The 24,358-nt window shown below is 50.0% G+C and carries 20 protein-coding genes; 2 read left to right on the forward strand and 18 right to left on the reverse strand.

Features of this window, described 5'->3' with window-relative positions; all coding sequences use genetic code 11:
- Nucleotides 1-203: 203 nt before the first annotated feature.
- The 6 genes from ABHR63_RS07510 to ABHR63_RS07535 all read right to left on the reverse strand — a co-directional run bounded on the left by ABHR63_RS07510 (nt 204) and on the right by ABHR63_RS07535 (nt 8,003).
- Nucleotides 204-431: a DUF2188 domain-containing protein gene (locus ABHR63_RS07510; RefSeq protein ID WP_195534616.1), complete on the reverse strand. Its 228-nt coding sequence runs from the start codon at nt 429-431 to the stop codon at nt 204-206.
- Nucleotides 432-799: 368 nt separating this feature from the next.
- On the reverse strand, nt 800-2,425 hold the full coding sequence (locus tag ABHR63_RS07515) for a hypothetical protein (RefSeq protein WP_346964695.1): 1,626 nt from the start codon (nt 2,423-2,425) through the stop codon (nt 800-802).
- A gap of 86 nt (nt 2,426-2,511) precedes the next feature.
- Nucleotides 2,512-3,309, reverse strand: a complete 798-nt coding sequence (locus ABHR63_RS07520; RefSeq protein WP_346964696.1) for a DUF4393 domain-containing protein — start codon at nt 3,307-3,309, stop codon at nt 2,512-2,514.
- 122 nt (nt 3,310-3,431) lie between these two features.
- The gene (locus ABHR63_RS07525) at nt 3,432-5,204 is read right to left on the reverse strand and encodes an ATP-binding protein (RefSeq protein ID WP_346964697.1); all 1,773 of its coding nucleotides are present in this window, start codon (nt 5,202-5,204) and stop codon (nt 3,432-3,434) included.
- 694 nt (nt 5,205-5,898) lie between these two features.
- On the reverse strand, nt 5,899-6,762 hold the full coding sequence (locus tag ABHR63_RS07530) for a DUF4760 domain-containing protein (RefSeq protein WP_346964698.1): 864 nt from the start codon (nt 6,760-6,762) through the stop codon (nt 5,899-5,901).
- A 194-nt stretch (nt 6,763-6,956) separates the two neighbouring features.
- Nucleotides 6,957-8,003 carry a hypothetical protein gene (locus tag ABHR63_RS07535; RefSeq protein ID WP_346965939.1) on the reverse strand — a complete coding sequence of 349 codons (1,047 nt, stop codon included), beginning with the start codon at nt 8,001-8,003 and terminating at the stop codon, nt 6,957-6,959.
- A gap of 200 nt (nt 8,004-8,203) precedes the next feature.
- Here ABHR63_RS07535 and ABHR63_RS07540 point away from each other — a divergent pair, with 200 nt between their 5' ends.
- Nucleotides 8,204-8,875, forward strand: a complete 672-nt coding sequence (locus ABHR63_RS07540; protein ID WP_346964700.1) for a hypothetical protein — start codon at nt 8,204-8,206, stop codon at nt 8,873-8,875.
- Nucleotides 8,876-8,954: 79 nt separating this feature from the next.
- On the forward strand, nt 8,955-10,055 hold the full coding sequence (locus tag ABHR63_RS07545; RefSeq protein WP_346964701.1) for an XRE family transcriptional regulator: 1,101 nt from the start codon (nt 8,955-8,957) through the stop codon (nt 10,053-10,055).
- A gap of 958 nt (nt 10,056-11,013) precedes the next feature.
- On the opposite strand, the gene ABHR63_RS07550 is transcribed toward ABHR63_RS07545, so the two are convergent.
- The 12 genes from ABHR63_RS07550 to ABHR63_RS07605 form a co-directional block, all read right to left on the reverse strand.
- The gene (locus ABHR63_RS07550; RefSeq protein ID WP_430392741.1) at nt 11,014-12,735 is read right to left on the reverse strand and encodes a phospho-sugar mutase; all 1,722 of its coding nucleotides are present in this window, start codon (nt 12,733-12,735) and stop codon (nt 11,014-11,016) included.
- A 50-nt stretch (nt 12,736-12,785) separates the two neighbouring features.
- Nucleotides 12,786-13,772, reverse strand: coding sequence for a nitroreductase family protein (locus ABHR63_RS07555; protein WP_346964703.1), 987 nt, complete (start codon nt 13,770-13,772; stop codon nt 12,786-12,788).
- Nucleotides 13,762-15,213: a flippase gene (locus tag ABHR63_RS07560; RefSeq protein WP_346964704.1), complete on the reverse strand. Its 1,452-nt coding sequence runs from the start codon at nt 15,211-15,213 to the stop codon at nt 13,762-13,764. The genes ABHR63_RS07555 and ABHR63_RS07560 overlap by 11 nt, the downstream gene beginning before the upstream one ends.
- A gap of 4 nt (nt 15,214-15,217) precedes the next feature.
- Nucleotides 15,218-16,264 (reverse strand): polysaccharide pyruvyl transferase family protein, encoded by a 1,047-nt coding sequence (locus ABHR63_RS07565; protein WP_346964705.1) that lies wholly within the window; start codon nt 16,262-16,264, stop codon nt 15,218-15,220.
- A 16-nt stretch (nt 16,265-16,280) separates the two neighbouring features.
- Nucleotides 16,281-17,375 carry an O-antigen ligase family protein gene (locus ABHR63_RS07570; RefSeq protein WP_346965940.1) on the reverse strand — a complete coding sequence of 365 codons (1,095 nt, stop codon included), beginning with the start codon at nt 17,373-17,375 and terminating at the stop codon, nt 16,281-16,283.
- 160 nt (nt 17,376-17,535) lie between these two features.
- Nucleotides 17,536-18,657 (reverse strand): polysaccharide pyruvyl transferase family protein, encoded by a 1,122-nt coding sequence (locus tag ABHR63_RS07575; protein WP_346964707.1) that lies wholly within the window; start codon nt 18,655-18,657, stop codon nt 17,536-17,538.
- 105 nt (nt 18,658-18,762) lie between these two features.
- Nucleotides 18,763-19,296 carry an acyltransferase gene (locus ABHR63_RS07580; protein ID WP_346964708.1) on the reverse strand — a complete coding sequence of 178 codons (534 nt, stop codon included), beginning with the start codon at nt 19,294-19,296 and terminating at the stop codon, nt 18,763-18,765.
- The gene (locus ABHR63_RS07585) at nt 19,290-20,360 is read right to left on the reverse strand and encodes a glycosyltransferase family 4 protein (protein ID WP_346964709.1); all 1,071 of its coding nucleotides are present in this window, start codon (nt 20,358-20,360) and stop codon (nt 19,290-19,292) included. Before ABHR63_RS07585 ends, ABHR63_RS07580 begins: the two co-directional genes overlap by 7 nt.
- On the reverse strand, nt 20,361-21,113 hold the full coding sequence (locus ABHR63_RS07590; RefSeq protein ID WP_346964710.1) for a WecB/TagA/CpsF family glycosyltransferase: 753 nt from the start codon (nt 21,111-21,113) through the stop codon (nt 20,361-20,363). It abuts the gene before it with no gap.
- On the reverse strand, nt 21,110-22,474 hold the full coding sequence (locus ABHR63_RS07595) for a sugar phosphate nucleotidyltransferase (RefSeq protein WP_346965941.1): 1,365 nt from the start codon (nt 22,472-22,474) through the stop codon (nt 21,110-21,112). Before ABHR63_RS07595 ends, ABHR63_RS07590 begins: the two co-directional genes overlap by 4 nt.
- The gene (locus tag ABHR63_RS07600) at nt 22,474-23,223 is read right to left on the reverse strand and encodes a sugar transferase (protein ID WP_346964711.1); all 750 of its coding nucleotides are present in this window, start codon (nt 23,221-23,223) and stop codon (nt 22,474-22,476) included. Before ABHR63_RS07600 ends, ABHR63_RS07595 begins: the two co-directional genes overlap by 1 nt.
- An 81-nt stretch (nt 23,224-23,304) precedes the next feature.
- A complete protein-coding gene (locus tag ABHR63_RS07605; RefSeq protein WP_346964712.1) occupies nt 23,305-23,895 on the reverse strand; it encodes a hypothetical protein in 591 nt (196 codons plus the stop codon).
- Nucleotides 23,896-24,358 lie beyond the last annotated feature (463 nt).

The following is a 24,358-nucleotide window of genomic DNA, read 5'->3' on the forward strand; positions in this document are numbered from 1 at the left end:
GCACAAGGCCAAAAACTCGGAAGTATGCAGCAAATCCCTGGCGTGCCGAGCGCTCCGGAATACCGCAATGCTTCTACCTGCGGATCCTATATGTGGAAAAGCCGTTGTGCTCGGGGATTCCAGAATTTGCCACATACTTCCGGAAGGCGCTTGCGGCTGCGGACACGCTAATCCATGCCCGCAGCCACAATGGCGTCAAGCCCCTATCCTCTCGGCGGGAAGGGATCGTGCCCATGGGAATCCTTTGCGCGGATTCTGCCATCGGGACGATGGGTGATTAGCTCAGAGTGCTGATTAGAACTAATTTGACGACCGCGCTTTATAGCTTCGCCCTGGGTCGTCGTAACAAAGGAAGCGCGACGCGCCCCCTCACCCTTAACCTGCCATTTGCCATCCGCCCGCTTCGTAACGTGCTGGTTTCTACCTTTCATACTCACCTCGCCTTCACGACCGATTGGTTAACGTGCTCACAGCATGAGGCTTGTAGCAAGTTCACTCGTGCCGCTTTGCTTAAAGCATAAATACCGGCGCGGACATAAATCGGACTTGGAAGGTGTCAGTGTGGGATCCCGAAGAAGCGCAAGCCGGCCTCATACTGAAGCCGCCGTATCGCTCATAGCCATTCCTATAAACGAAGCTAGTGCTACATAAACTCAGAAAACAAGGGGGATACACATTGAAAGTTAATTGGACCTGCCTCTATCTATAGGAAATCGGAAGGTCTTGATACAAGAATATCTAAATCCGCCAACTGCAACAGCCTTGTTTCCCCAGCGCATGACAGCCCATCACCCTGCAACTATTCTTTCCGATCGTCGGCAGGTTTTAAAGCCTCAGTCAACTCGTTCAGCATGGTCGTAAGTCGAGCAATGAGTCTTTTCGCATCTTCTCTATGGTCTTCGGTGACCACATCGCCGTAAAGCCTATCGTATTTTGAGCCCTTGCCGTGCGCCGCCCCCGCCGACCGAAGGTTCTGAAGGTCACGGAGAGGCTTTAGGTCCGTCACGATGTCATACCCGCTAAGAAAGGCCTCCAGCTTGTTAATACTACCCTTCGCATCAGCGCCCTTTAGAGAACTTTCATCGATGTAGTCGACAAGAGCTCTCGTGAGGGCCATAATCACGGCCTCAAATTCAGGCTCGCCATTACCAGATGGAATGTGGATTTGTTCAAGAATGCCTTCGTCAGCACGGTGGAAAGGCCTGAACAGCGCCAGGCCAAACCGCTTTTCCCACGCTTTATCAAGCTCCATGCGCGCCCTCATAAGCATGGAAACGGGGCCTGTCGGATCCTTAACCCACATGTTGAACAAATCCGTCTTGAACACCTCATCAGAAATGCGCTGGTCAACGGGTGACATCTCGAAGGAGAGGAAGTGGGTGCGCTCGCTCTCGGGAAGATCGCGTCCCAAATCGCCGAGATACACCATGACTCTGTCCGGGTTGACATTGTCAATCTCGCACCTCCACTGGCTCCCACATGAAATGTGGTGCTCGCTAACATCGAAGAGAGGGTTGCTCCTGTACTTATCGAGTACAGCGGGCTTAAAGAAAACGGGGGTTAAGTAATGTGGAGCGCAAGGCTCCTTTTCAAAGTGGGTGCCAAGCTTATTCGGGTCGCATGTGTATCGAACGAGCGAACCGTCAGGTCGTTCATCGATGATGAACTCAGGGTACCGTTCTTTCTTCTCATCGTACGGCCATACGCCGCAAGTCTCGACGTCGCCGGGCTCGATAAAGCTTCGAGCGTAAAGCATCGATAGCAGGTAGCTTTCATCAGCATCGCTCGTGTACCATTGCCCGATATGGTAATTCCCCCCGACCTCATCACTCTCTGAAATGCACTTAGTGCTCCCCAAAGGAAAGCTGGGCGCAGATGCGAATCTCGCGTCCACAAAGTGGACGAAGAGACATTGCTTAGCCGCAATAAAGCGCAGCATATATTTGGTCCTGACGCGCACCTCGTCTTCAGCAAAGTCGACGACTTTTTCTCTCTCGCCACACCTGTCGACGCTATAGTAGCAACCGTCTTCGCCGCGGTAGAGTTCAAACAGCATGATAAATTCCTGGTTGATCAGAATCTGCGCTTGGTCGAGCGGATAGAAATACTGCTCGGCAACAATAAAGTCATAGCCTTCGTCACGCCCGTTATGATAAGTGACGTCGTCTCTATACATGCAGAAGCCTGGTGAGAAGCTTAAGGCGTTCTTTAGCCAATCATCACCTGCAAGAATCTCCTCTTTTTTTGTAAGATCGGCAAAACAGGCGAAAACAGAAGGCCTTCCATCAGCAGCATCATGGTGCGAATAGACAGTAACCCATGCTCCGGAAAGAGGATTCTTAACCAGTTCGATTACCTTCTCCTGCTTAAACGGATCGGCGTCGAGACCCAAGTTGGCTAAAACCTTTGAAACCGCTTCGTTCATATGCACTCCTTATCATTTGGAACCATCATCGAAGACTAAAGCGAGGGTGAACCTTGAATCGAATCGCATCAACGCAGCCGAGAAGACTAAACACAGCACTTGATGAATAGCTTCCCGAATGGTGTTAGCCTAAAAACATGATGTACGCAATCAAACCGCCATCCATCAGAAGGCGTAATGTCCTTCTTTATATTTCGGATCCTTTCAGAATCCTCAATACCAAGATAATCGTCTTCTCCCTCATAACAGTACGTTTCTCCGCTTAGCAGTTTCAGTCGCTCCAAGTTATTCAAATACAAGGACACGTTCTCAGGGCATTGGACGATGGCATCGAATACGTTCGTATAGTTTTCGCAAAGCAATCTCCACCGAGCTTTAATTGGCATGTCATCATCTTCAACAACGCGCAAATCAATAACTGGAACATGATCCTTACCAGGCTCTTTAGAAAGAAATGACATCATTTTGGCTTCATCGGGAGTCAACTGTCCGATTATGCTAACAAAGCTCGGATGAACCAGATAAGAAACCCTTTTATCCATAGAGGACGCGAGTAAATTAACGTACAGGTCCCTTAAATCCTGACTGTCATACGAATACGACAGCTGCTGAATAGCCGGTACCACAACATTAGGTGCAGGCTCGCAAAAACAGTCCTCCGGGACGTCTCCCATCTTTCGATCAACTTGCCGAATCGCCTCCTCGATATTGTTCTCGCCGTTAACCACCCATTTCTTCCAGGGGCCAAGTATCACAGCGACCGTTCTAGGAACCAAGCTCAGAGTGTCTCCGAGCGACGAGAGCGCAGGATGCGCGACATCGTCATAAGCTTTACCCAATACAATGGATGACTGAGATGCAACTTCTTTGGAAAGCTCGTCCATTCAATCTCCCTCAATTCATACCGACATCAAGTCCATGATATACAACGCCCACATTGACACAGCCAACAACGGGAAGAGCCGTCTCGCAATGTAACTCCCGAAACGACCTGCCGAAGGACCGCCTATGCCCAGCCGAATTCCTTCAACGACGCCTCAATCATGTGTCTGATGATGTTATTCCCTAGCTCTCTTTGGACGAACTCTGTTTCGCCTGGCCTTCCGGAGAGATGCATGCAGCTGTTGTATATGGAGCCCAACAGGTGAAATGTCTCTGGCACCTCAACTCCATGCTCATTCGCATAACGGAGCCTGTCCTCGGTCCCTGTATTAATTTTCAGAAATCCAGACTTATCATCTGCCGCCAGCCTCTCATAACTGAGCCTCTCGACAGCCAACCTGATGCCACAGCACACTTCCGATGGGGCAAAGGGCTTTCCAGAGAAATAATCGCCGAGCTTTGCCTCCATACCACACCGAAACGATGAGGGGCTCTTCAGCTCACCTTTAATCCCCTGCTTGGCGATATACTCCAAGACATCTTCGGAGGCTTTGTCACCGTCCGAGAAATGAAGGTAATGGGAGGAAACCGACTTATAGATATCAGGGAGTTCCTTTTGGCACCTTTTTCTGTCAACGAGCAACGCATTCAAACACCCATTTACAGAGTCGCCCCCTGAATTGGGAATGTATGAGGTATGGAAGCTTTTGAAACGAAAACTCTTAAAGAGACCTGGGTCAAGATGCGTCAAGATGATGACATAGAGGTTCTTCCCGGAATTCTTGAACTGCTTCATCATCTCCAGCAGGAAGTGCTGGGCGACAATCAGATTGGCATCGTCAAGGTAATCGAAAACCTCATCGATAAGCAATAGAGCGTTTTCTTTCTCACCAAACTTCGTCCTTGCTCGAAATAGTGCAACACACAGCTGGAGTACGTCAATCTCGCCGTTAGAGGCCTCATCCCAATCGGGAAAATCAACGACGAGCTGATGGTTCCTGACTTTAGCCTCGACCCCATACCTAGTTCTGTTCAGCAATGGAAGCATCTCATTGATATCATCCTTTATCTTGCGGAATCGAAGGTATGAAACGGCTCCCTTTATATCGCCACGCCTCTTCTCGATAAACCTATTGACCTGTATCGCATTCAGGTAGTTCGAGATATCCCCCTTCTCGGGATACCAACGATCAAGGATTTCCTTGATTGAACTCAGTGGCTTTACAGAAGAAATATAACTGAGAACTTCATCCTCACTAATATCCCCGCCCATGCCCGTTTCGAGCGAAATAACGCCCTTGAAGAAATTATTGATTGCTGCAGCGTATCGGGAACCCTCAGTCGTTTTAAAAGCGGCATCGCAGCTGAGTAGCTCGCTAAGGAACTCATAGCTCTTGAATGCCTCGGCAAGGTTATCCATTCTCCCGCGTAAGATCGACGCATATTTCTGTCGCTCCGCAGTGACTGAATAGTTCAAGCGGACAGTGGCTGGCACCTTCTCGTACAGAACGCACTGTTGAACGCTCATCTTCGTTTGACTGAGAACCCTTGGCCCCACCCGGCGGTTCGTCATATTTGCGTACAATCCCGAGCGGACGACCTGCACGTCTACCCTACTCGCAATTTCATTCGAATCAGCATTAGCACTTAATGTCACGTCATCGTCAAAAGTCACGGACAAGGAGGTGTCGTCCCAGTCCTCCCCGTTATAACGATCCGCGTCTGCCAATTTTAGCCGCCTGGTGTTAAGGGATGCGAACGCCGTCGCAAGCGAAGACTTACCCGACCCGTTAGGCGCCACAAGAAAGTTAGGCTTGTTCGGGTAAAAATCGCATGGCACGTCAAGATGGTTAATCCCCTTAACGTGGTTGCACGTAATACTGGTAATCTTCGCCATCGTAAGCCCCTCTCTGCTTTACGACACAGTCCTTTCTGTACGCATAGCAGCAATATTACCGCTGCTCTCAGCGGGCGAGCATAGGCGCCTTTATAAAGAATGGACCGATAGCAGTAAGGCGGCACCGGTGCGATCAGGCAGTAGATGGCCAAGATCCTTCACGAGAATCTAACTTAACAGAAACGCTAGACTGAACCCATGCTGACCAATAGAAAGCAAAGCCGGTTTCTTAAGACTGTCAACGCTTTTACCAAAGAAAATCCACCAGCGGTTGATAGATGCTGTCCGCCGATTTACTCAAAGCAATTGAACCTTTTTCAGCACAAAAAGCGACATACAACCTTTATTATTGCCTCAAGCGCTGGCTAGATATCAAACATGAGAGTATCCGAGAACGGTTAGCTATTTGCCAACAGCACATCGAATCCTATTCAATAGAAAACTCGCTGGGCGTATAAGAGAAAGCCAAGAAGGCAGCCCAGCAAATGGCCCACTACTAGAAAGGATGATCATGTACGCAGTTATCACTCGCACACGCTATAGATAAATAGTGGAGGAAAATATGGAAGAAGAAGTCGAGGGTATTCCATATAACCATTAGTTAGCAGACGTTAAAGTTCGTGAATCAGGCCACACAATATGTTTTCAGTTTCAGCTCCAGTCATGAACTGGAGCTATTTTTATCCACCCATTGCTAATTGCTGTTCTTGAATATACCGAAGATTATTGAGCTCAGTTTAGAAACAGCTGACGGCTCCTGAACCTTTAGTCCGATCTCTTTGTTTATTTCATAGCCCCTATCAATTTTTAACTGATAAGTCTGAACCCCACGATCGATCTCACGTTCACGCTCGCCCCATATTTCCATCAGTTTAACAATATGGGTGTAGCTGTAATTCCCAACTTCCCTGCCATTGTTCACGGAGCACAAAAAGGGAAAGACGTAATTAACGGCCCTGAAAAAAGGCCGATGAAACGACGGGTATAGAACCTCCTCATTAGCCAACCCACTATTAACCATTAATGACAGCTGTTCCAGATAATTCGATAACTCCGTAAGCGTTTTATTAAAAAGTAAAGCAAACGTTTCGTTATCAATGGAGGCTCGATCGATAGGCGTAAAAATAGTTGGATGTAATTCTGCGAGCTCTGCATACTTACTGGCAGCCTTTTCAAGGTTTTCACTGTTTGCCAAGTAAGATAGCAAACCTTGTTTAACGTTCGAACTTGACGTACCGGCTATGGAGATGAATTCTTTTTCGGAAAACGACTTTAAAGAATGAACCGATAGGCTCATAACGGCTTGAGCATAAATGGAGACTTCGGAAGAGACGAAGCTGAATAGCTTCATCCTGGGCAGAACTTCGGCCCTAAAAGTATCGGCAAAATTAATGGACCATTCAGAGGCTTTTATATAGCTATCGTTACGCATCTGCTTAACAGCAAGCCGATAAGAACCGATTGCAGCAAAAAGAGCGACAGCAGTCGCAAGATCTGCCAATGCGTTCAAGTCGTTCGACAAAGGTCCAAATAATTCCTGAAGCACAGCGTTTCCCATCAATTAGACGCCTCTACATGAAGCCAATTAATCAACATTGATAAAACGTCATGCACCAGACAATGAACGTATAATAATTCTACTTTAGTTTTCTCGAACCGTATGCGAGCGCAGCCCTTCAATAATCACAGTGAGCCAACCGCGCCTGCGACAGCGCTCAACGACGCTGATTATTTCGTGTCAGCATCAAAGGACTAATTTGTATAAGACTGATCGTCGATTATGGTCTTTCTACCCAAGCATTCCAGCTCCGCAACATGTCCCCCATCTTCATCCTTCACTACTTTCAGCTCGAAGAATTGCATGTATCTGAAACCTAAGCAGTCATAGAAAGCAATTCCAAGCTCATACTCCCCGATCGCAGAATCAGTTTGCGTATCTATGAAAATACCAAGGTAAAAACTCTCCCCATGATCAAGCGTCAAGGATCTAACACCTCGCCAAACCGCGCCTTTGCGATTAACGCCGACCTTTACATTGTTGGCGCAACCAGGGCCAACGTTCTTGAACCTCAATGGAACATAAATTGTCGGATTGGGCGTTGCGAGGCTAAGACCCTCTATTGATTCAGATAGATAACTATGTGTAACACGTTTTCGCTGTTCGTTGGTAAGACCGTCTTTATACTCAATTGCATTTCCAATTAGCACGTAGGTATCACGTTCTTCACCCTCGTAATACCCTTTGGAATCACTATTTGACACCGCATCAGAAGAGGCAGATTCTTCAGGATCTCCTTCATATTGCGGAAGCATAAATGCCCAGCCTATTTTATTTTTCTGCGTGAGCATAATCATTGAGAAATAAGGTGCAGCGCTCATCCTGCTCTGCGTCCGTTGTTGGTCCCAAGCATCAACGATACCGTAAACAATGCCCAAAAGGGCAATAAACGCTGCCCCCATGGTCCCACAGTAGCCAAGCATCTCGCCGGCACTCCACGGTGTTCTAATAACGACTTGTTGCGCGTCAACTGAATACAGGAACGCTATAACAAGTGGTGGAAGAAAGATAATGACCAGACTAGCTATAAATAGATTGGCAGCCTTCTTACTAAAGGCAAAGGTTTTGCCTAGCCGTTTCTTAAAGCCTTCCTTCATCTTGCCTCCCGATAGAAAATAGGATGCCGCGAAAAGCACCAATATGCAGCCAAAGAATACGCCCACAGAAAGCAATTGTAAGCGCAGCATATATGCCAACAATTCACCACTATCAAAAAGCTTCATCAGGCAGCAGATTGCCATTTGAACGCCCCAAACAAGCAAAGTGAAGTTGGAATCATTCACAGAAGAGGAGGGGGCGCTATCGACCGAAACCCAAAAGCCACCGAACGCCAAAACAGGATCGCCGAATAGAGGTCATTAATCCAAACCGTAAAGCTACTTGCTAACTACATTTTCTAGACCTAGAATTAGGTTTAGAAAATGTAGTTGATTGGAGATAGATGTTTGCTCGACAGCTTGACAGTTTAACGCCAAAGGGTCACCTCCGACCCTGCTTTGCAACCCCTTCTGATGTGCATCCGGATCTTACCGAAGATATGTTCAGAAAGGCACTGGAGTATGCACGGGACTCCACGACGGTTTTGGATAACGGCTTTCTTGCCCCAACGGCACGCGGAACCTTTATGTATCACATCTCAATTGCCGAAATTCGTGAGTTAATGGCAGAAAAGGGTTGGAAGTCAGAAAATGTAACAAATCTCCCCTATACGATCTCGCCTGATGGGTCCGTCAAGATTACCGTCGCCACAGGCAGCGCCTCAACTGGCGTAAATGGGGGTTTTGGCCCAAAGCTAAAAGAGAAGGGCAAGACGCCATCAGTCGTAGACGGTCAAATGACCCTATTCGATCCAGATAATTATGTCGTCGATCAACAAGAAGGGAAATTGTGGTACTTGGTATTCTATGTGGACTATTGTCACCAGGAGATTCGCATGGAACTCTCTAAGCCACATTTTGACGAAAACAACCAGGTCGGTGGATGGATTAAACGCATCATTATGAATCCCATTCCGCTGCAGAACGTTCAGATTTCACTCCCGCCCGACGAAGATATACCGACCATCAACATTTCGCCCATTGAACCAAGTGAACCCGATGTAGCGGTTAGATAATAGCCAAAGCGTTCATGCGGACCCCCATACCATAAGAAATGACAACCGCTTTGAACCCACTATCCGAATGAGGAAGTAAATGGAAGGCACACGCCTAACTCTTGCGCGAAAAATGAGAGGCTTTTCGAAAAAAGAGCTAGCCGAGCTTGTAGAGGTCACGCCCAAGTCTATCGCCGACTACGAAAACGACATTACTAATCCAAGTACCGAAATCGAGCAGCGCTTGATACGGGCGCTGCGTTTTCCCGAAGCATTTTTTAATTTGCACACAACGGAGCCCATGTCAGAAGAGGCTATTTCATTTAGAGCAAGAACTAAGCTCAAAAGAAGTCAAAAAGACATTGCAACCGCCGAGGCAACGCTTGCAACGGAACTATCCGACTGGTGCAACACCAAGTTCAACCTACCAAAAACAAACGTCCCCACCATAGAGGGCATAGACCCCGTTCTCGCCGCAGAAATGCTTCGTAAAGAATGGAAAATGGGAGACGGCGCTATCCCTAATTTGCTAGCCCTCCTTGAGAGCCACGGTATCCGTATTTTCTTTGCCGGAGAGATTGGAAACGAAGTTGACGCCTTTTCGTACTGGGAACCAAAAACCCAATGTCCATATGTGTTTCTCACGACTTCAAAGAGTGGTGAGCGGCGCAGAATGGATGCGGCTCACGAACTCGGGCATCTAGTAATGCATCGAAATCTCGACATGGGGACGTCAACTACAAAAGAAATCGAAGCCGAGGCGAACAGGTTTGCCTCGGCCTTCCTAATGCCTAAATCAACTATGCTGAAATATACGCCCAGAAGCTTCAGCCTGCGGGACGCAGTAGTCCTTAAAAAGCAATGGAAGGTATCTGTGGCAGCATTTATCTTTAGATCACACGACATTGGCTTACTCACGGATTGGCAGTATCACAATCTTTTCAAGCAATTAAGCGCGGCAGGATGGAGAACGGATGAGCCCAATGCGATAATTCCGGAACAATCCGAGGTAAATAAGCAGGTCATTAATCTGCTCTTGAAAATGCCGCAAAAACTTAGCACGGCAACCAATGAAACCGCATTGCCCCTTGAGTTGTGTTATCAGCTGCTTACCGGAACAAGTGCGCAAGTTGTACTAGGTGGGAAAACGCACGCAAGAAAAGTTTGCGAACGAAAGGCCAATCTAACAGTAGTTCAATAACTATAGAATTATTCGGCTGCATGCTTTAAGTCCGTTCCAAATGATCACTTAATCAGACAAAGCGAATTTGAAGCATGCGGTCAAAATCAGATAGCATATCAGCCAACAATAATTGAAAATGAAATCGAAGCTCTCCCGAGGAGCAAACGTTTTATCTATATTGAATTACTAGGCCTCTAGTGTTTAAAGCCGTTGACTAGAATTAACTCTATGTCTGAAACAGAAAAATAGTGCTCGCCAACTATTTTTCGCCAAACGGTTGCGTGATAATTCAAAACAGAACACGCGTTGTAACTAATTGATTCTAATACCAATCACACCAGCCTCAAGCATATCCAAACCAAGCGTGGAGCAGCGGTTTCATGCGTAGGAGAGAAACCGGGGTGCATGATAACGCGCTCACTCGAACCTTGCTGCTCCACAAGAGGTCTGCGTGCCCCGGCACGGTGTCGCCGCTGCCGGGGAACAGAAGCGCTGTAGATGTTCACTAAGAAGTGGTCCGAGTGTTCGCTGGAAAATGAGCACCGTGAGCACGAAAAATTGAGCAGTTTAAGCAAGAGGGCCGCGCCCCGGGGACCGGGGGCGCGGCCCTCACCGCATGGTTTCCCGGGGCGGTTACTTTGGCGAACCGGCCCGTGAAGGGTGGAGGAGATGACCGTGCCCCTGGACACAGTGAATGATATACGGTCGATGGATGCCGCCGGGCACTCGAGATCCGAGATCGCCCGAGTGCTCCGCGCGAGCCGGAACACCGTGGCGAAGTACGCCGCCCACTCGTCGAGCCATTGGTAGAGAGTCTGCCGAAGGGTTACCCCGACTTGCGGGTCGTGCGCATGACGGACCCTACGCATTCTTCGACCATCTCAACGGCCTTGCGCTTTTCCTCTTCCGTGTAGCTCGTCATCTGCGAACTCCTAACCGGACCGGTTCGGTCCAACTATTTGTCCGCGCCCCCATCTCAGCAATCAAGCAATGCATTCATAGAGCTCCACAAAGCATCCAATAGGTTATCAGCAGATTCTTTCGTCAAGCCCTTCGCAAAGAGATACACCTTGAGCTTAGGCTCAGTACCACTCGGACGAACAAGTACACGAGACCCGTTCGAGAGTCTCCACTCAAGCACGTTGCTCGGCGGCAGTGTTTGAACGGGCTCGTCAGGTAGCGAATTCACTATTGGCATAGGCGCACCCGCTTTGTAGTCAATCACATGGTCAACTGTCAAGTTGGCGATCTCGGTAGGAGCTCCCGCGCGAAATCTGTCCATAAGCGCAGCCATTCGCTCGGCACCGTCGACACCCTCGTAAGCTCTCGTTAACTGCTTGCCAGACCACCAGCCATAGCGGTCATACAAGTGCGCCATGGCATCAACCAGATCAAGCCCATCGGCCTTCAGATCCGCGGCCATCTCGCACACAAGCATACACGCTTCGATGCCGTCTTTATCGCGCACGTGCGTTCCAGACAGATACCCAAGGCTCTCTTCAAGGCCGAACAGGAAATCTCCCCGTCGACCATCCTGCTCAAGGAGCCCGATCTGCTCACCAGTAAACTTAAAACCCGTCAACGTGCGTCTGAGCTCTAAGCCATACCCATTTGCCACATCATCTGCCATGGGCGTTGAAACAATCGTGGTGACAGCAACTTTTCGGTCAAGCCCCTCCCTCGAAGCAGCCCGTCGAGCAAGCCAGTCCAGCAATAACACGCCAACCTGATTACCCGATAACGTTATATATTCACCGCCATGGCGAACAACAACCCCCACTCGGTCAGCATCGGGATCCGTCGCCAAGGCAAGGTCGCATCTCTCTCGGCTCGCGAGATCAATAACAGCCTCCATGGTCTGCGGAACCTCGGGGTTAGGCTTAGGACACGTTGGGAAGTCACCGTTCGGCTCGGCCTGTTCCGCAACGACATGAAATGCACCCATGCCCATATTGCCAAGCACGCGCTGCACACACACAAGGCCGGCGCCGTTGAGCGGAGTATACGCGACTGATAGGTCACTGCAATCAATGCCCTGCGAGCACGAGAGCGTAGAGCTGACATAACGGTCCAAGACATCTCCACTGGCCCACGCAGTCAAACCAGATTCAATTGCCGCATCGAAAGGCTCCGCGCAAACATCGTCAAAAATATCAACAGAATCGATGGCAGCCTGAATTTGCCGGCACATCTCTGTTGTCGCCTGGCAGCCATCGGGCCCGTAGACCTTGTATCCGTTGTACTCAGCCGGATTATGCGAGGCGGTAACGATAATGCCCGCCGAGCAGCCGAGGTCTCGAACAGCGAACGACAGAACCGGCGTGGGAGAGGGATGCTCGAATACCACGGAGCGAACTCCGTTTGCAGCGAGCACCTCAGCGGCACGATGAACGAATTCCGGGCCGCCGTGGCGCGAATCCCGTGCAATAACAACCAGCGGTTCATCAACCTGCGAGTTGAGCCAATTGGCGAGACCTTGAGTAGCCTTACCCACCGTCCACACATTCAACCGGTTAGGGCCCATACCAATCTTAGCGCGCAAGCCACCAGTACCGAAATGGAGGTCACGAGCGAACGCGTCCTTTAGAAGCTGAGGATTAGACGCGAGGGCATTAAGAGCCTCCCGATCCTCATTACCGTCCATCGCTTCCAGCCAGCGATCAAATTCGTTTTCGATAGATACGTCGTTCACCGTCATTCCCCCGTCGACGAGTCCATAACCCTAATTGCTTACAAGATGCGAAGAGCTTATACCTCTATGAAAATCTCACTGATTTCCTTGCGGTGGCTATACGGAACCATCGTGCAATCCGGGTAGTAACCGGCACCCAAGACAACCGCGATGCGCTCGCTGTCCTTAAGGTTCAGCAGCTTGGAAATAGCCGCCTCCTCGGCACCGGTATTCCCCCACTGTAGGAAACACGACCCGATTCCCTTGAAGTGAAGAGCGTCGGCGAATCTCATGGCAACAAGACCCGCATTTAAATAGCCCTGATTGCGCTCTCCATAAAAGGTGAACGCGTTGAGATCGAACGTCACGACAAAGAGCGTGACGGCGTCCTTGTCAAACCCACCAAGGCCCATGAGCGCATCTTTGAGCTTGGACGCCTTTGCGTGATCGGTAACCTCGAGAATCTTAATCATCTGCCTGTTGCAGGCGGTAGGCGCATACCGAGCCGCTTCCACGCAATCAAGAACATCGTCGCGCTTCAAGAGCACGCGCTTAAATTCACGAACAGAATGACGATCTTTGATAACGGTCGCGAAATCATCAATGCGATGCGCCGTCGCATCTTGAAGCGTGTATTCATGAGCGCCGACAGGGACCGGTTCGAAAGAGGCCGGAATCGTCTTCAAGAACTCGTTCACGGCTTTATAGCCGTCTTCCTGCTGCCAGCCATGCTTATCAAACAGGTCTTTCCAAACCAAAAGAATGCTGACGCCCATCTCATACGCCGTCGATACCTTCTGGTTCTCGGAATACGTCTTCAAATAATCAATCAGCTCTCGCACCTTCTTCTTGCCGAAGGGACGAAGACTCTGAGAGCACATGCCCTTTTCTAAGCTGTGAACGATCAGAAGCACGTGATAATCAACACACGCGTGATCCGACATCGACTCCGCGTAGTTGGCGACGAATCGATTCGCATCGGTACGCATCTCCCTGCGAACCTTATGCGCCTTCACAACCCTACGCAGGGCATCAATTGATTGCAGCTGCTCCTTAACGGACATTCTTTTTTCTCCTTACGATTGAAAGGCCAAATTCGAATAGCGTTTTGTCAAATACATGCGCCCAAAGCACCGTCAAAGGAATGAACAGAATCGAACCGACAAAAAGCTGAAGGATCAACGTCAAAACAGAGATACCAAATACCCGTTGGACTAGTAATGCCGGAAGTGCGCTTGCAAGTCCAATCAGGTAGTACGGCACGCTGGCAAGCACTGCCTTTGAGTAATCGAATCGTGACCTCAAACGGAAATATTGATAAAGCGGAACGAAGCTTTCAGCCACTAGGGACGCTATAGCCGCACCCAACGCAGCCAAACGAGGAATCAGCAATACATTGATAAGCACGTTCAAAATACTGCTGATAAGAGTGGACTTCACATAGATGTCATCAATTTTGCTCGGAATGATGTACTGCATTCTGATGACATTGCCTAACCCCATGGCAATTAGAGCAAAACCGGACAGACGCAAGATGTTGGCACTTTGGCTGAACTCAGCACCAAACAAGAGGTCAATCAAACTGTCTGCAACTGCGAACAAGCAAAACGCCATCATCGAGGTCATTATTGCCATGAGCCTTAGGGAGAGGGAGATATAGTGCTCGATTTTCGCCGAGTCCCCCTCAGCCACCAATTTCGACATCTTCGGCATCATGACTGAACCGAAAGAAGCAATCAGGCCTGACAGGCAGTAGACGATTTTCTCTCCATTATCAAAAATACCCGTCTGAACCATGGTGCTCATCGCACCCAGCATCACTCTGTTCAACGACCGATATACATTCAAAGCAAGCGTTGGGATTAGCAACAACGAGCAGGGAAAGAGGTGCTCTTTGAAGTCCAACAGATACTGAGGAAGGATTCGTACACGCTTCCTCAGTCCTATCCAGTTCGTAAGATAGCCGCACACATATCCGCTCACCATGATCAATGCGTACAGCGGCGTGTCGCTCTTCGTTTTCACGAACAGGAAAATCCCGGCGACGCTCAGCAGCTTGACCGTAATATTCCTGATGGAAACACGCCGAAAGTCCTCGAGGCCAAACCAAAACCAATCGATATCTGAAAAGGTGCCGACCACCCAAATCAGAAACACCAAGGCCATGATGAAATGTTCAGAGGAAAAGCAGAATGCGTAAATGGCATAGCAAACCGAAATCAAAACCGTCGAGCAGCACTGAAGTCCAAAAAGACGCGAGAACAGCTGATTCAACGCATCCTGATTGCCACGTACTTTGGCGATTTCCCGCGTTCCATAATTGGTAAGCCCGAGCTTGGCAATAAGAATCACGAATTGCGCGATGGAAAACGAATACGCGTAGATTCCAGTACCCTCAGCGCCGATGATTCGAGCAAGGTATGGTGCCGTCACAAGCGGCAATCCCATATTCAGAATCGAATACGCTGAGTTATAGATAAAGTTCTTTTTTGTGCCTACTGCCATAGAGCTAATCCTGAACACATTTCTCGAGATAGCCAATAGAGCTGGCTCTCAACTCGCTAAATTTACTTTCAACCGAGGTGTAATCAATATCCTCGTTGAGAACGGCTTCGATTCCCGCACCGACAATTCGCTGATCCAACGCAAGGTCATGCAGCAAGTTCTCAATCTTTTTCTTTTGATAGTCAAGAACGACAAACCGCTTATGGAAAATCAACGAGAACACCGTACCGTGGAAGGTGTTGGTGACAACAGCTGATGCGCCATTAAAGCAGGAAAGAAAAGAAACGACGGTCGATTCATAATGCATATCAGCGAACGGCATACGGCGACCAAGTGACACTATTTTCAAACTGTTATCGGCTGCATACTGTTTGATCTCGTCGACCACCGCAGCTGAAGGCGTATCGAACAGATACAGTAGAAGATAGGTGCCCGCTTCTTCCATTGACCTACAGAATCCCTGATAAAAACTTCGATCCTTCAACAGCGTGGGGTCGCACACCTTGCACGGCACCCGATCCGTCCGAGAAGTGATGTACTCGAAGGAATAGTCATCCCTAACGCTGATGTTCGCGTACTTCTTTATGGACTCACATGGATACTTCAGCGAATCCAACGTTTCATAGGGCGAATTCGCGATTGAGGCTGCATAGGTGACGATCTTAGAACCATCCCATGGCAATCCCCAGAAGACATCCTGGGACTCCAAGAAATATGGCGACGTTACATCCCAAACGGTATCGCTGCCAATGGAAAGCAAATCAAAGCGTTCAGCTCCACTAGGATCGACGATGTGAAAATGTTCACGAATGAACTGCCGGGAATCTCGATACCTTTTAATAACGGCGCCTGGACTTGACCTAGACACCAAAGCCTTTATAACGTCCTTGAATTCCTTCTTGTAAGAAAGCGCTGAGAGCTTATTGATCGTAGAAATGAATGACACATTGCATCCAAGTTTGCTGTACGCATCCTGCATCGCAAGCGCTTGAAGCACGCTTCCGCAATTGGTGCTATATATGACTGTAATGATTCCGACGTTATGCTTCATGAGCTCATCGGCCTCCTTATCGCTTGCTTAAATAGGGTTTTCGATTTACCGCACCCTCAGGAATGTCAACGGTCTCTGAGCCATCCATAGCCTTCTCTTGAGAAACGTTCATGCACATAACCGCAAGATAGAAGGTTACCCAAACACTGAAATAATCAAGAATATGCGATGTAATGGCAACGAAGACGAGATACAGCATCATAAAGAAATGCCAATAGTTCTTCTTTGAGAATTCCACAATGCCGAAGGCGAAAGATGCGATTCCCAGAAATCCCGTTTCCAAGTAGATGCCGATAGTGTCGTTGTGAAGAATACCGTTCCACACAGTACCGAAATGCGATGAAGCGTACCCGGCTAGATAGTAATTAATCGAACCATAGCCATTAAAGTCGCCAGACATACCCGATATGGCAAGATGATAGATGGTTGGACGGCCAGTCATCTCAGCGTTAAGGTCAATTCCAAAGGAGCTATACAGCCATCCCATCACGTCATACCTGTAAAGCCACATCAGCACGAATGGGCTCAGAACTATCGCAACCATAACGAGCACGCGATAGACGCGTTTCACATCACCCTTAGGCACGCGACTCGACAAGACAAATGCAACCGGGGCGAGAATGAAACTAAGGCGCTTCATCGAAAGCATACAGAAAAGAAAACAAATAAAGGCCTTTCCTTTCTGCTTCATCGCCAGAAAGAGCATCTCCATGATTAGAAAGTCATGAGCAAGAGAGGATTCGGTCGCCGCCTCGGAATCAGACCAGTTTATTGAGAGAATGCTACTTAAGGACAGATTGTCAGCATTCATAAAAAGAAAATGACAGCAGAATCTGACCAAGAGGACGTTGAAGTAATAGTTCCAATCCTCTTCATCGACCGAATTAGCAAATAGCAGGGCATTGATAATCGGCAAACCAAGGCGTCCAAGCGCAGAGAACAGGAACCCTCGTAACCCATCATGCATAATCTGAATTGGAATTGAGATGGCTCCAAAAACGACGATAAAGAAAAGTATGTAACCGGCATACTGAAATCCGCGTATTTTAGCGGTGCCTCTATATACAAAGATAATGCCGTTGGCAGCACAAAAGAGCAGCAAAGTAGCCATATATAGGGCCTGTGACGCATACCCCAGCATGTAGGCAACATAAAGCAGGTTGTAGAGAATGAACAACAGGAACCTAAACCCCGACTTCGGAAGAAGCGGGGTGTTCAAAGCTCTCTGAATAATACTTGTCATCGTATTCATATTCGTATTGCGAATCACGCTAGCCAATGTGGCTCAGACGATCCCTCAGCAAAGCCTGCTTTTCGGCACACAGACTTGCAAGCTCACGCTGAATATCAGTGAAATCGATATTCCGCACACGGGAAGACCATTCCTGTACATCAGAACAAATAAGATCGTTGGCACCGACAGCATTCAACAGAGTTGTAATCCTGGTACTAAAGTGAGAAGGAAGCGTTACAGCAACCGGCTTATTAAAGACGAGGGAAAACACGGTTCCGTGGAAGGAGTCAGTGAACACACAGTTTGCGCCCTTAAAGAGCCCAACCCATTCATGGACATCTGGAGCGATGATGTTTTGGCAACCGGGCTTAGTCTGATAGGGCATCGTAATAATCGACTTGATCTTCAAGCCGTGTTGCTTTGCATATGCACGAGCACAATTCGCCGTGTCGCTATCTCCATGGAGCTGATACAAAAGAACATAGTTCTCTTCGTCAGTATCCTTAGCAAAGTGGCTCCACGTATCCGGCGAAACAAGAAGCGTCGGGTCGAGCATCAAATCGACGTCTGAATAGCCCATTTCCCGAAGCAATTTGATTCCTGACGTCTCTCTTACGGACAAGTAGGTATATTTCGAGAGCTGATTGTTAATGAAAGCTGAATCTTCCTCATTAAAGGATGATTTACCAAAACTCGAAGCAATCGAAATGCATGTGGAACCGCTAGGTGCAAATGCAAGGAAATACGAAGGATCGAACTTCTTTGTATAGTAGTTATTCCAAACCTGATCGCTACCCGAACAATAGATATCCGCCTCCGGGAGATCATCCTTCAATTCCTGGCACGAAAAGTATCTTTTGTTCGTAAGAGGCATTTCTCTATCGATGAACCTGTCGAATGTAGAAATCCTCTTACGATTTCCCAGAGACTTGAGGAATGCTTTGGCAACCCGAATTGGAAAGGCCGAATTCATATTCGACACGTCGTTAAACAGATTTCTGAACGTGCCATAACCCAATATATTGTTGGGGCAATAGTCAATAATAATCGGCTCAAAACCAGCATCCTTAAGATACTGGACAGTCGCATACGCTTGCAGCGCGGCTCCGTAGTTATAAGCACGATGATACGTCATGATAGCAACTGACTTTTTGGGCATTAGATTCCCTTCCCTCATTTCGTTTTTAAGCCGAATGTTAACGACCTATGATTAGTGAATTGTTAAACGCTGCGAATACCATCGATGCAGCCACAGCAATCGTTTTTATAGAATCAAGCCCATACCGCCGTCGAGCTCTTCGCGCATTTGCTGCATTCGATCGTACGTAATCGATGCACGAAGGAACTCTGACCCATAGACCCCTCCCCCGGATTTGGTAACCTTTTTCGTCCGCTCTTCAAACTCCTCCACAGTCATCAAGACCTTAGCGGGAGACCCAGCCGCAACGACCCCATTGGGCAGACTGCGCGTAACGACAGAATTGGCACCCACAACGCATCCATCACCGATACGAACGTTCGGCATCACGATGCTTCCGTAACCGATAAACACGTTGTCACCGACTGAAACTTTGCCGACCTTCGAGTACCCAACGAGCTTCTTTGTACTGCCATCGTGGGCAAGAAGGCAGACATTGGATGCTAAGGTGACGTTATTGCCGATTTCAATCAGCCATGGGAAGTTGGCATCGATGTTGCAACCCTTTTCCATCTGAAAATCGCTACCAACAACGAGCCCATGTTTGACCAGTCGCTTAAGGTAAAGGGCTTTAAAGGCGTTTCGAATGAAACCTAGCATAGGCTTTGATACAACTCCTTAACCTGCTTCATGTGAGCATCGAGAGAATAGGTGGATTCGATAAGGTCGAAAGCGGCTTCGCTCATCTGCTTCCGATCGTCCGCATCGTCCAAAAGAGAAGTAAGGGCATCGCCAAGCGCATCGATATCACCTGGCTCAATCAACACACCGTTAACCCCCGATTGAACCACTTCGGGAATAGCCGCGATGTTCGTGCTGACTGTGGGAATACCATGCGCCATCGCCTCAAGAATGCTCATGGGAAGCCCCTCATTGTATGACGGCAGGACGTTCAAGACGGCGTCGTTCAAGATGCGTTCGCGCTGCTCCGAATCGACCCAGCCAAGGCACGCGATGCGATCAGATAGCCCAAGCTCATCGATCTGGTTGCGGGCTGTCTCAATATCACCGTCGCCGCAAAGGGCGACATGGTATTTGCTGTCGATTCGAAAGGCTACGGTGCTAAACGCCTTGATCAGATCGAATGTCCCCTTGCGCTCACCAAGCCTGCCCATGAATACAATGGTATCTGCGTCAGGGTTGTAGAGATTCCTCCCGTAAGTGGGAACGGCATTGTAGAGGACCTTGAAGCAAGCATTCGGAAAATGCTGTTCCATGGCGTGCTTGATCGAGTCGGAAAGCACAAGGTTCACATCGACATCGTTACACACCTTCTCGACCTTTTCCTGCGCGTCTGGACTCAGACCCGCAAAAAACGGTTCGAACTCGGCTGCATGATGGTGAAACACAACGGGGATACCGTTCTTCTTTGCCTCTTCCGCGATCATTGCCTTCCGCCAAAAACTGCCCCGTTCGGCAACATGAAGGTGAACCAGGTCGACTTCGTGCTTCCTCAGCATATGACGAATTTTCGGGAGCGTCAGCGCAAAGTGAACTGCAACACGCACCTTATTACCCGGAACGTGGGTTGGAACAAAATCGATGTTGAATTCGTCCCAGTCAGGGTATAATAGATAGTTTTTGACAACGGAGACCATGCCACCCTTCACATCTAGAGAGGAGCAGCACATCAGCACCCGTATTTGAGAGGCATTGGATTTCATCTAGCACCCAGCCTTACGGTATTTGAAGATGAGTGGAACGATCTTAAGGTCATCGACCAGGTAGCGCTTTGCCAAACGCGCGGGATCCTGCGTGATTCGATAAAGCCACTCAAGCCCGCACTGCTGCATCCACTCGGGAGCTCGGGTCACGTTACCCGCCTCGAAATCCAAGCTCGCTCCCAATCCGAGCATCAGCTTCGCATGAATACGATCCCGATAGTGATGAATGAACTTCTCTTGCTTAGGGCAACCGAGTCCCACGATGAGAATGTCGGGAGCAGTCTCATTGATTTGGCTAATCGCCTCATCAACTTTTTTGGAATCGCGTTCGAAGCCATAATCGGGAGACATCGTGCCCACAACACGCAATCCCGGGAACTTAGCTGTTAAGTTGTCCGCCGCCTTCTGAGCAACACCAGGTGCCGCGCCGAAGAAGTACATCGTGAGACCACGCTTGGAGCACTCGGAGCACAGGGCGGGAAACAAATCGGATCCGGAAATCTTTTCTTTTATCGGGCTACCGTATCCCTTGGATATCCAGATGAGCGGCTTTCCATCCGTCAGGATAAGGTCCGCATCACGGTATACGGCACGCAGCTCATCGTCCTTTTCGAGCTGCACGATATGATCAACGTTAGGCGTGACGACGTAATTTCCCCGTCGCGATCCAGAAGCCAATTCGCAGCAACGCTCGACCGCATCATCAAAGGTGATGTTGTCGACCTCGGTATTCATGAACTTCAAGCGACTCAATTCGACTCTCCCCAATGGTTGCCATACCGCACGCTATCGCTCTCGACCAAAATATCGCCCAGCTGGATTTCTATGGCGTTGATGTCGGTACGCGCTAGCAAAGCGTGACGAACACCGGCAGGAATCTCGACAACGCTTCCAGCGACCACGGGGCGCTCGCGGCCCGCGAGCGAAAACAGACCCTCACCTGATACGATGGTCCACACCTCTGAACGGTTAACATGGCTTTGCTCACAAATCTGACTACCCGCCCGAACGAAAATCTCCTTCACAATCGTTCGCGAGCCATCGCGATAGGAACCTGAGTCGACAACCCGGTACGAGCCCCATGTCATGGCCCCTTGCATAGGACGGTCCTCGGCCGCCTCTTTCACCAGCGATTTAATGTGCGCGGATTCTTCTTTTCCGGACACCAGGACTCCGTCTGGCGTTGCGACCACCACGGAATCATGGAGCCCTGCGATCACCACGGGAATGCCTAGCTCATTGATGGCATGAACATCAGAGCAACTGTCTTCGTCAATGGAAACCCGTCCGCTTACAGATTCGCCCATCTCCTCGGTAAGCGTGTTCCAAGTACCAAGGTCCTTCCAAGATCCAGCATACGGAATAACGGCAACGGATTCCGCCGTCTCCACCACCTCGTAATCGAACGAGTTCTTTGGAAGCTCAGCATAACGCGACTGAAGGTCCTCATAGCTTGTATACGATCCATACTGAGACAGGATGTCGAGAACATAACCAAGGCGGAATCCAAAGACGCCACAGTTCCAAAGAGCCCCACGACCTATGAGCTCGCTCGCCTTGGCCTCATTGGGTTTCTCGGTAAAGCACTCCACCATCCGCGGGGAGCCCTGTGATTCAGAGGGAACGATATAGCCGTACTTCTCGCTCGGGTAGGCAGGTTCAACGCCCAGTAGCACGATGTCTGCAGCATTCGCCTCGATTGCCGATGCGACATCTGCAACCTTTTGGAAGTAGGCATCCTCGACATAGGAATCGATGGGCATCACGATAACCGGGTCGGCAAGACCCGCACCCTGCTTTGCCAGTAGGTGCTCGCACGCAAGCATGATTGCAGGAGCGGTATCACGGCGCTCAGGTTCCACGACCTCAGCATAGTGACCCTTAACTTGCATCTCGAGAGCACGAACCTGTGTCGCACAGGTTGCCACAGTTACATCCGCGCCGGGAACAACGCGTTCAATCTGGTCGAAAGTTCTCTGCACCATCGATACATGGTTACCATTGGCATCGCGCAACACTTTAAGAAACTGTTTTGATCGCGCATCATTCGAAAGGGGCCAGAGCCGAGAACCCGAACCACCTGATAGCAAAATGATATGAATAGCTTGGCGCATCAGCACGCACCATCCCCGGTAAACACCTCAAGCACGGTGAGGCAGATAATTTTGAGATCCAACAGGACACCCCTCTTTGCGATATATTCCAGGTCGCGGCGAACCATGCCGTCGAACCCGGTGCTGTTGCGCTCCATCACCTGCCAGAGGCCCGTGATGCCGGGCTTGACGGCAAGACGATGCAGGTCGAACTCCGTGTACTCGGCCACCTCGTTGGGCAGCGGCGGGCGCGGGCCCACGACGGACATCTGGCCAAGGAACACGTTGAGGAACTGCGGGAACTCGTCGATGGAGTGCTTGCGGATGAACTTGCCGATCTTGGTGACGCGCGGGTCATCCTTCATCTTGAACATGGCGCCAGCAATCTCGTTCTGCTCCTTGAGCTCGGCGAGGCGCTCGTCGGCGTCCTTGTACATGCTGCGGAACTTCCACATGCGGAAGGTGGACAGGCTGCCGTCGCGGTGGGTCTGACCCACGCGGATCTGGCTGTAGAACGGGTTGCCCTCGCTCTCCAGGCGGATGGCCGCGGCGAGCACCAGGCTCGGCAGGGCGATGACGGCCAGCACGCAGCCGCTGAACACGAGGTCGAAGGCGCGCTTTACGGCCCTGTAGCCCAGGCGTGTGCGGTCCCAGTCCTTCACGGCCTGCATGGCCTTGTAGCGCACGCTCACGTCGCCGCTATTCATGGCCTGGGCAACAAGCGCGGCCCCCACCGGCGCGTTTTTCCCTGTCGCTTCTTTAGTAGTCAAGTTCAAATCCACGTCCCTGTCCCCAGGGATCCCCCAATCGATGAATTCAAATTGCGAATGAATTGCCAGTGCGACGTCCCCTTACGTCTTACTGGGCACGTCCAACGGAAGCAGCTCCCTAAATGCGGAGTCGCCTTCGCCCACGTCTACCAGGCACCAGCGCTTATGACGGTCGACCTTCTTTACACGGGCCTCTTGCCCCACCAACGGGCCTTGCTCTATATGCAGCACGCCGTCTTCTATGCGGGCTACGCTGTTGCGCACCACGCCGTCGTCATCGAGTACGGAGCGGTACCAGTCCTGCGCATCGTCCGGCATAGACGCATAGGCCCGCTCCCTGCTGCCAGCAATGCGGCAGCCAAAGCTCAACTGGGCCAAAGCCTTATCGAGCAGGGCGGCATCGCGCGTGGCGACGAAGAAGTATTCCTTGTACATGGGTTTGGTTTGGAGCGACCAAGCGCCGTCCCGCTTAAACCAGAACTCCTTTTGCATCACAAAAGCGTCCTGCATCAGCTCGTGCGGGATAATGCGGCGGACCTTTTCGCAGGTCTCGCGCTCTTTTCCATTGGGGGTGTGAACCAGATACCAGCGGACGCGGCCGTGCTGGCCATTGGTGATGGAGCCACTAAAGGCACCGGGCAGCTGCTCTTGGCGCCGCATCGTCTGTTCCATGTTCTCGCCCCCTTTTCTTATCTCCGCGACGCACGCGGATGCAGGGGCGTTAAGAACAGGCTTCTCGCTCGCAGCTAGGCGCAGTCGCAAAAGTACAGGTTTTTGTATCTTTCGACGAAGCTCATTATACAAGCAAACTGCTCGCGTTTTCCCAGATTGCACAAAATGCGCCGCGAATGGGTGCATCTCCATACGCCTCTACAAAAACCTGTACCTTTTTGCACAATCAAAACCACCCCTAAAAGGGGTGGTTTGCTCTTAGGGTATAACCCTTGGATTTCCGGCACGCGTCTAAAGGCGCCGGCCCTCACGGGGTTCGGGCCGCACTGCAGATTGACCCGTGACGGGCCGGTCAAACCGGCGCTATTTACGCCCCGGCCCCCTGCCGAAGGGGTCCTCGTACTCCTTGACGCTCAGCCGGTCGATCGCGATGTCGGCCTTCTCCTGCTCCCGGATGTACTTC

This window comes from Collinsella aerofaciens (assembly GCF_039752775.1).
GTDB lineage: Bacteria > Actinomycetota > Coriobacteriia > Coriobacteriales > Coriobacteriaceae > Collinsella > Collinsella aerofaciens_R.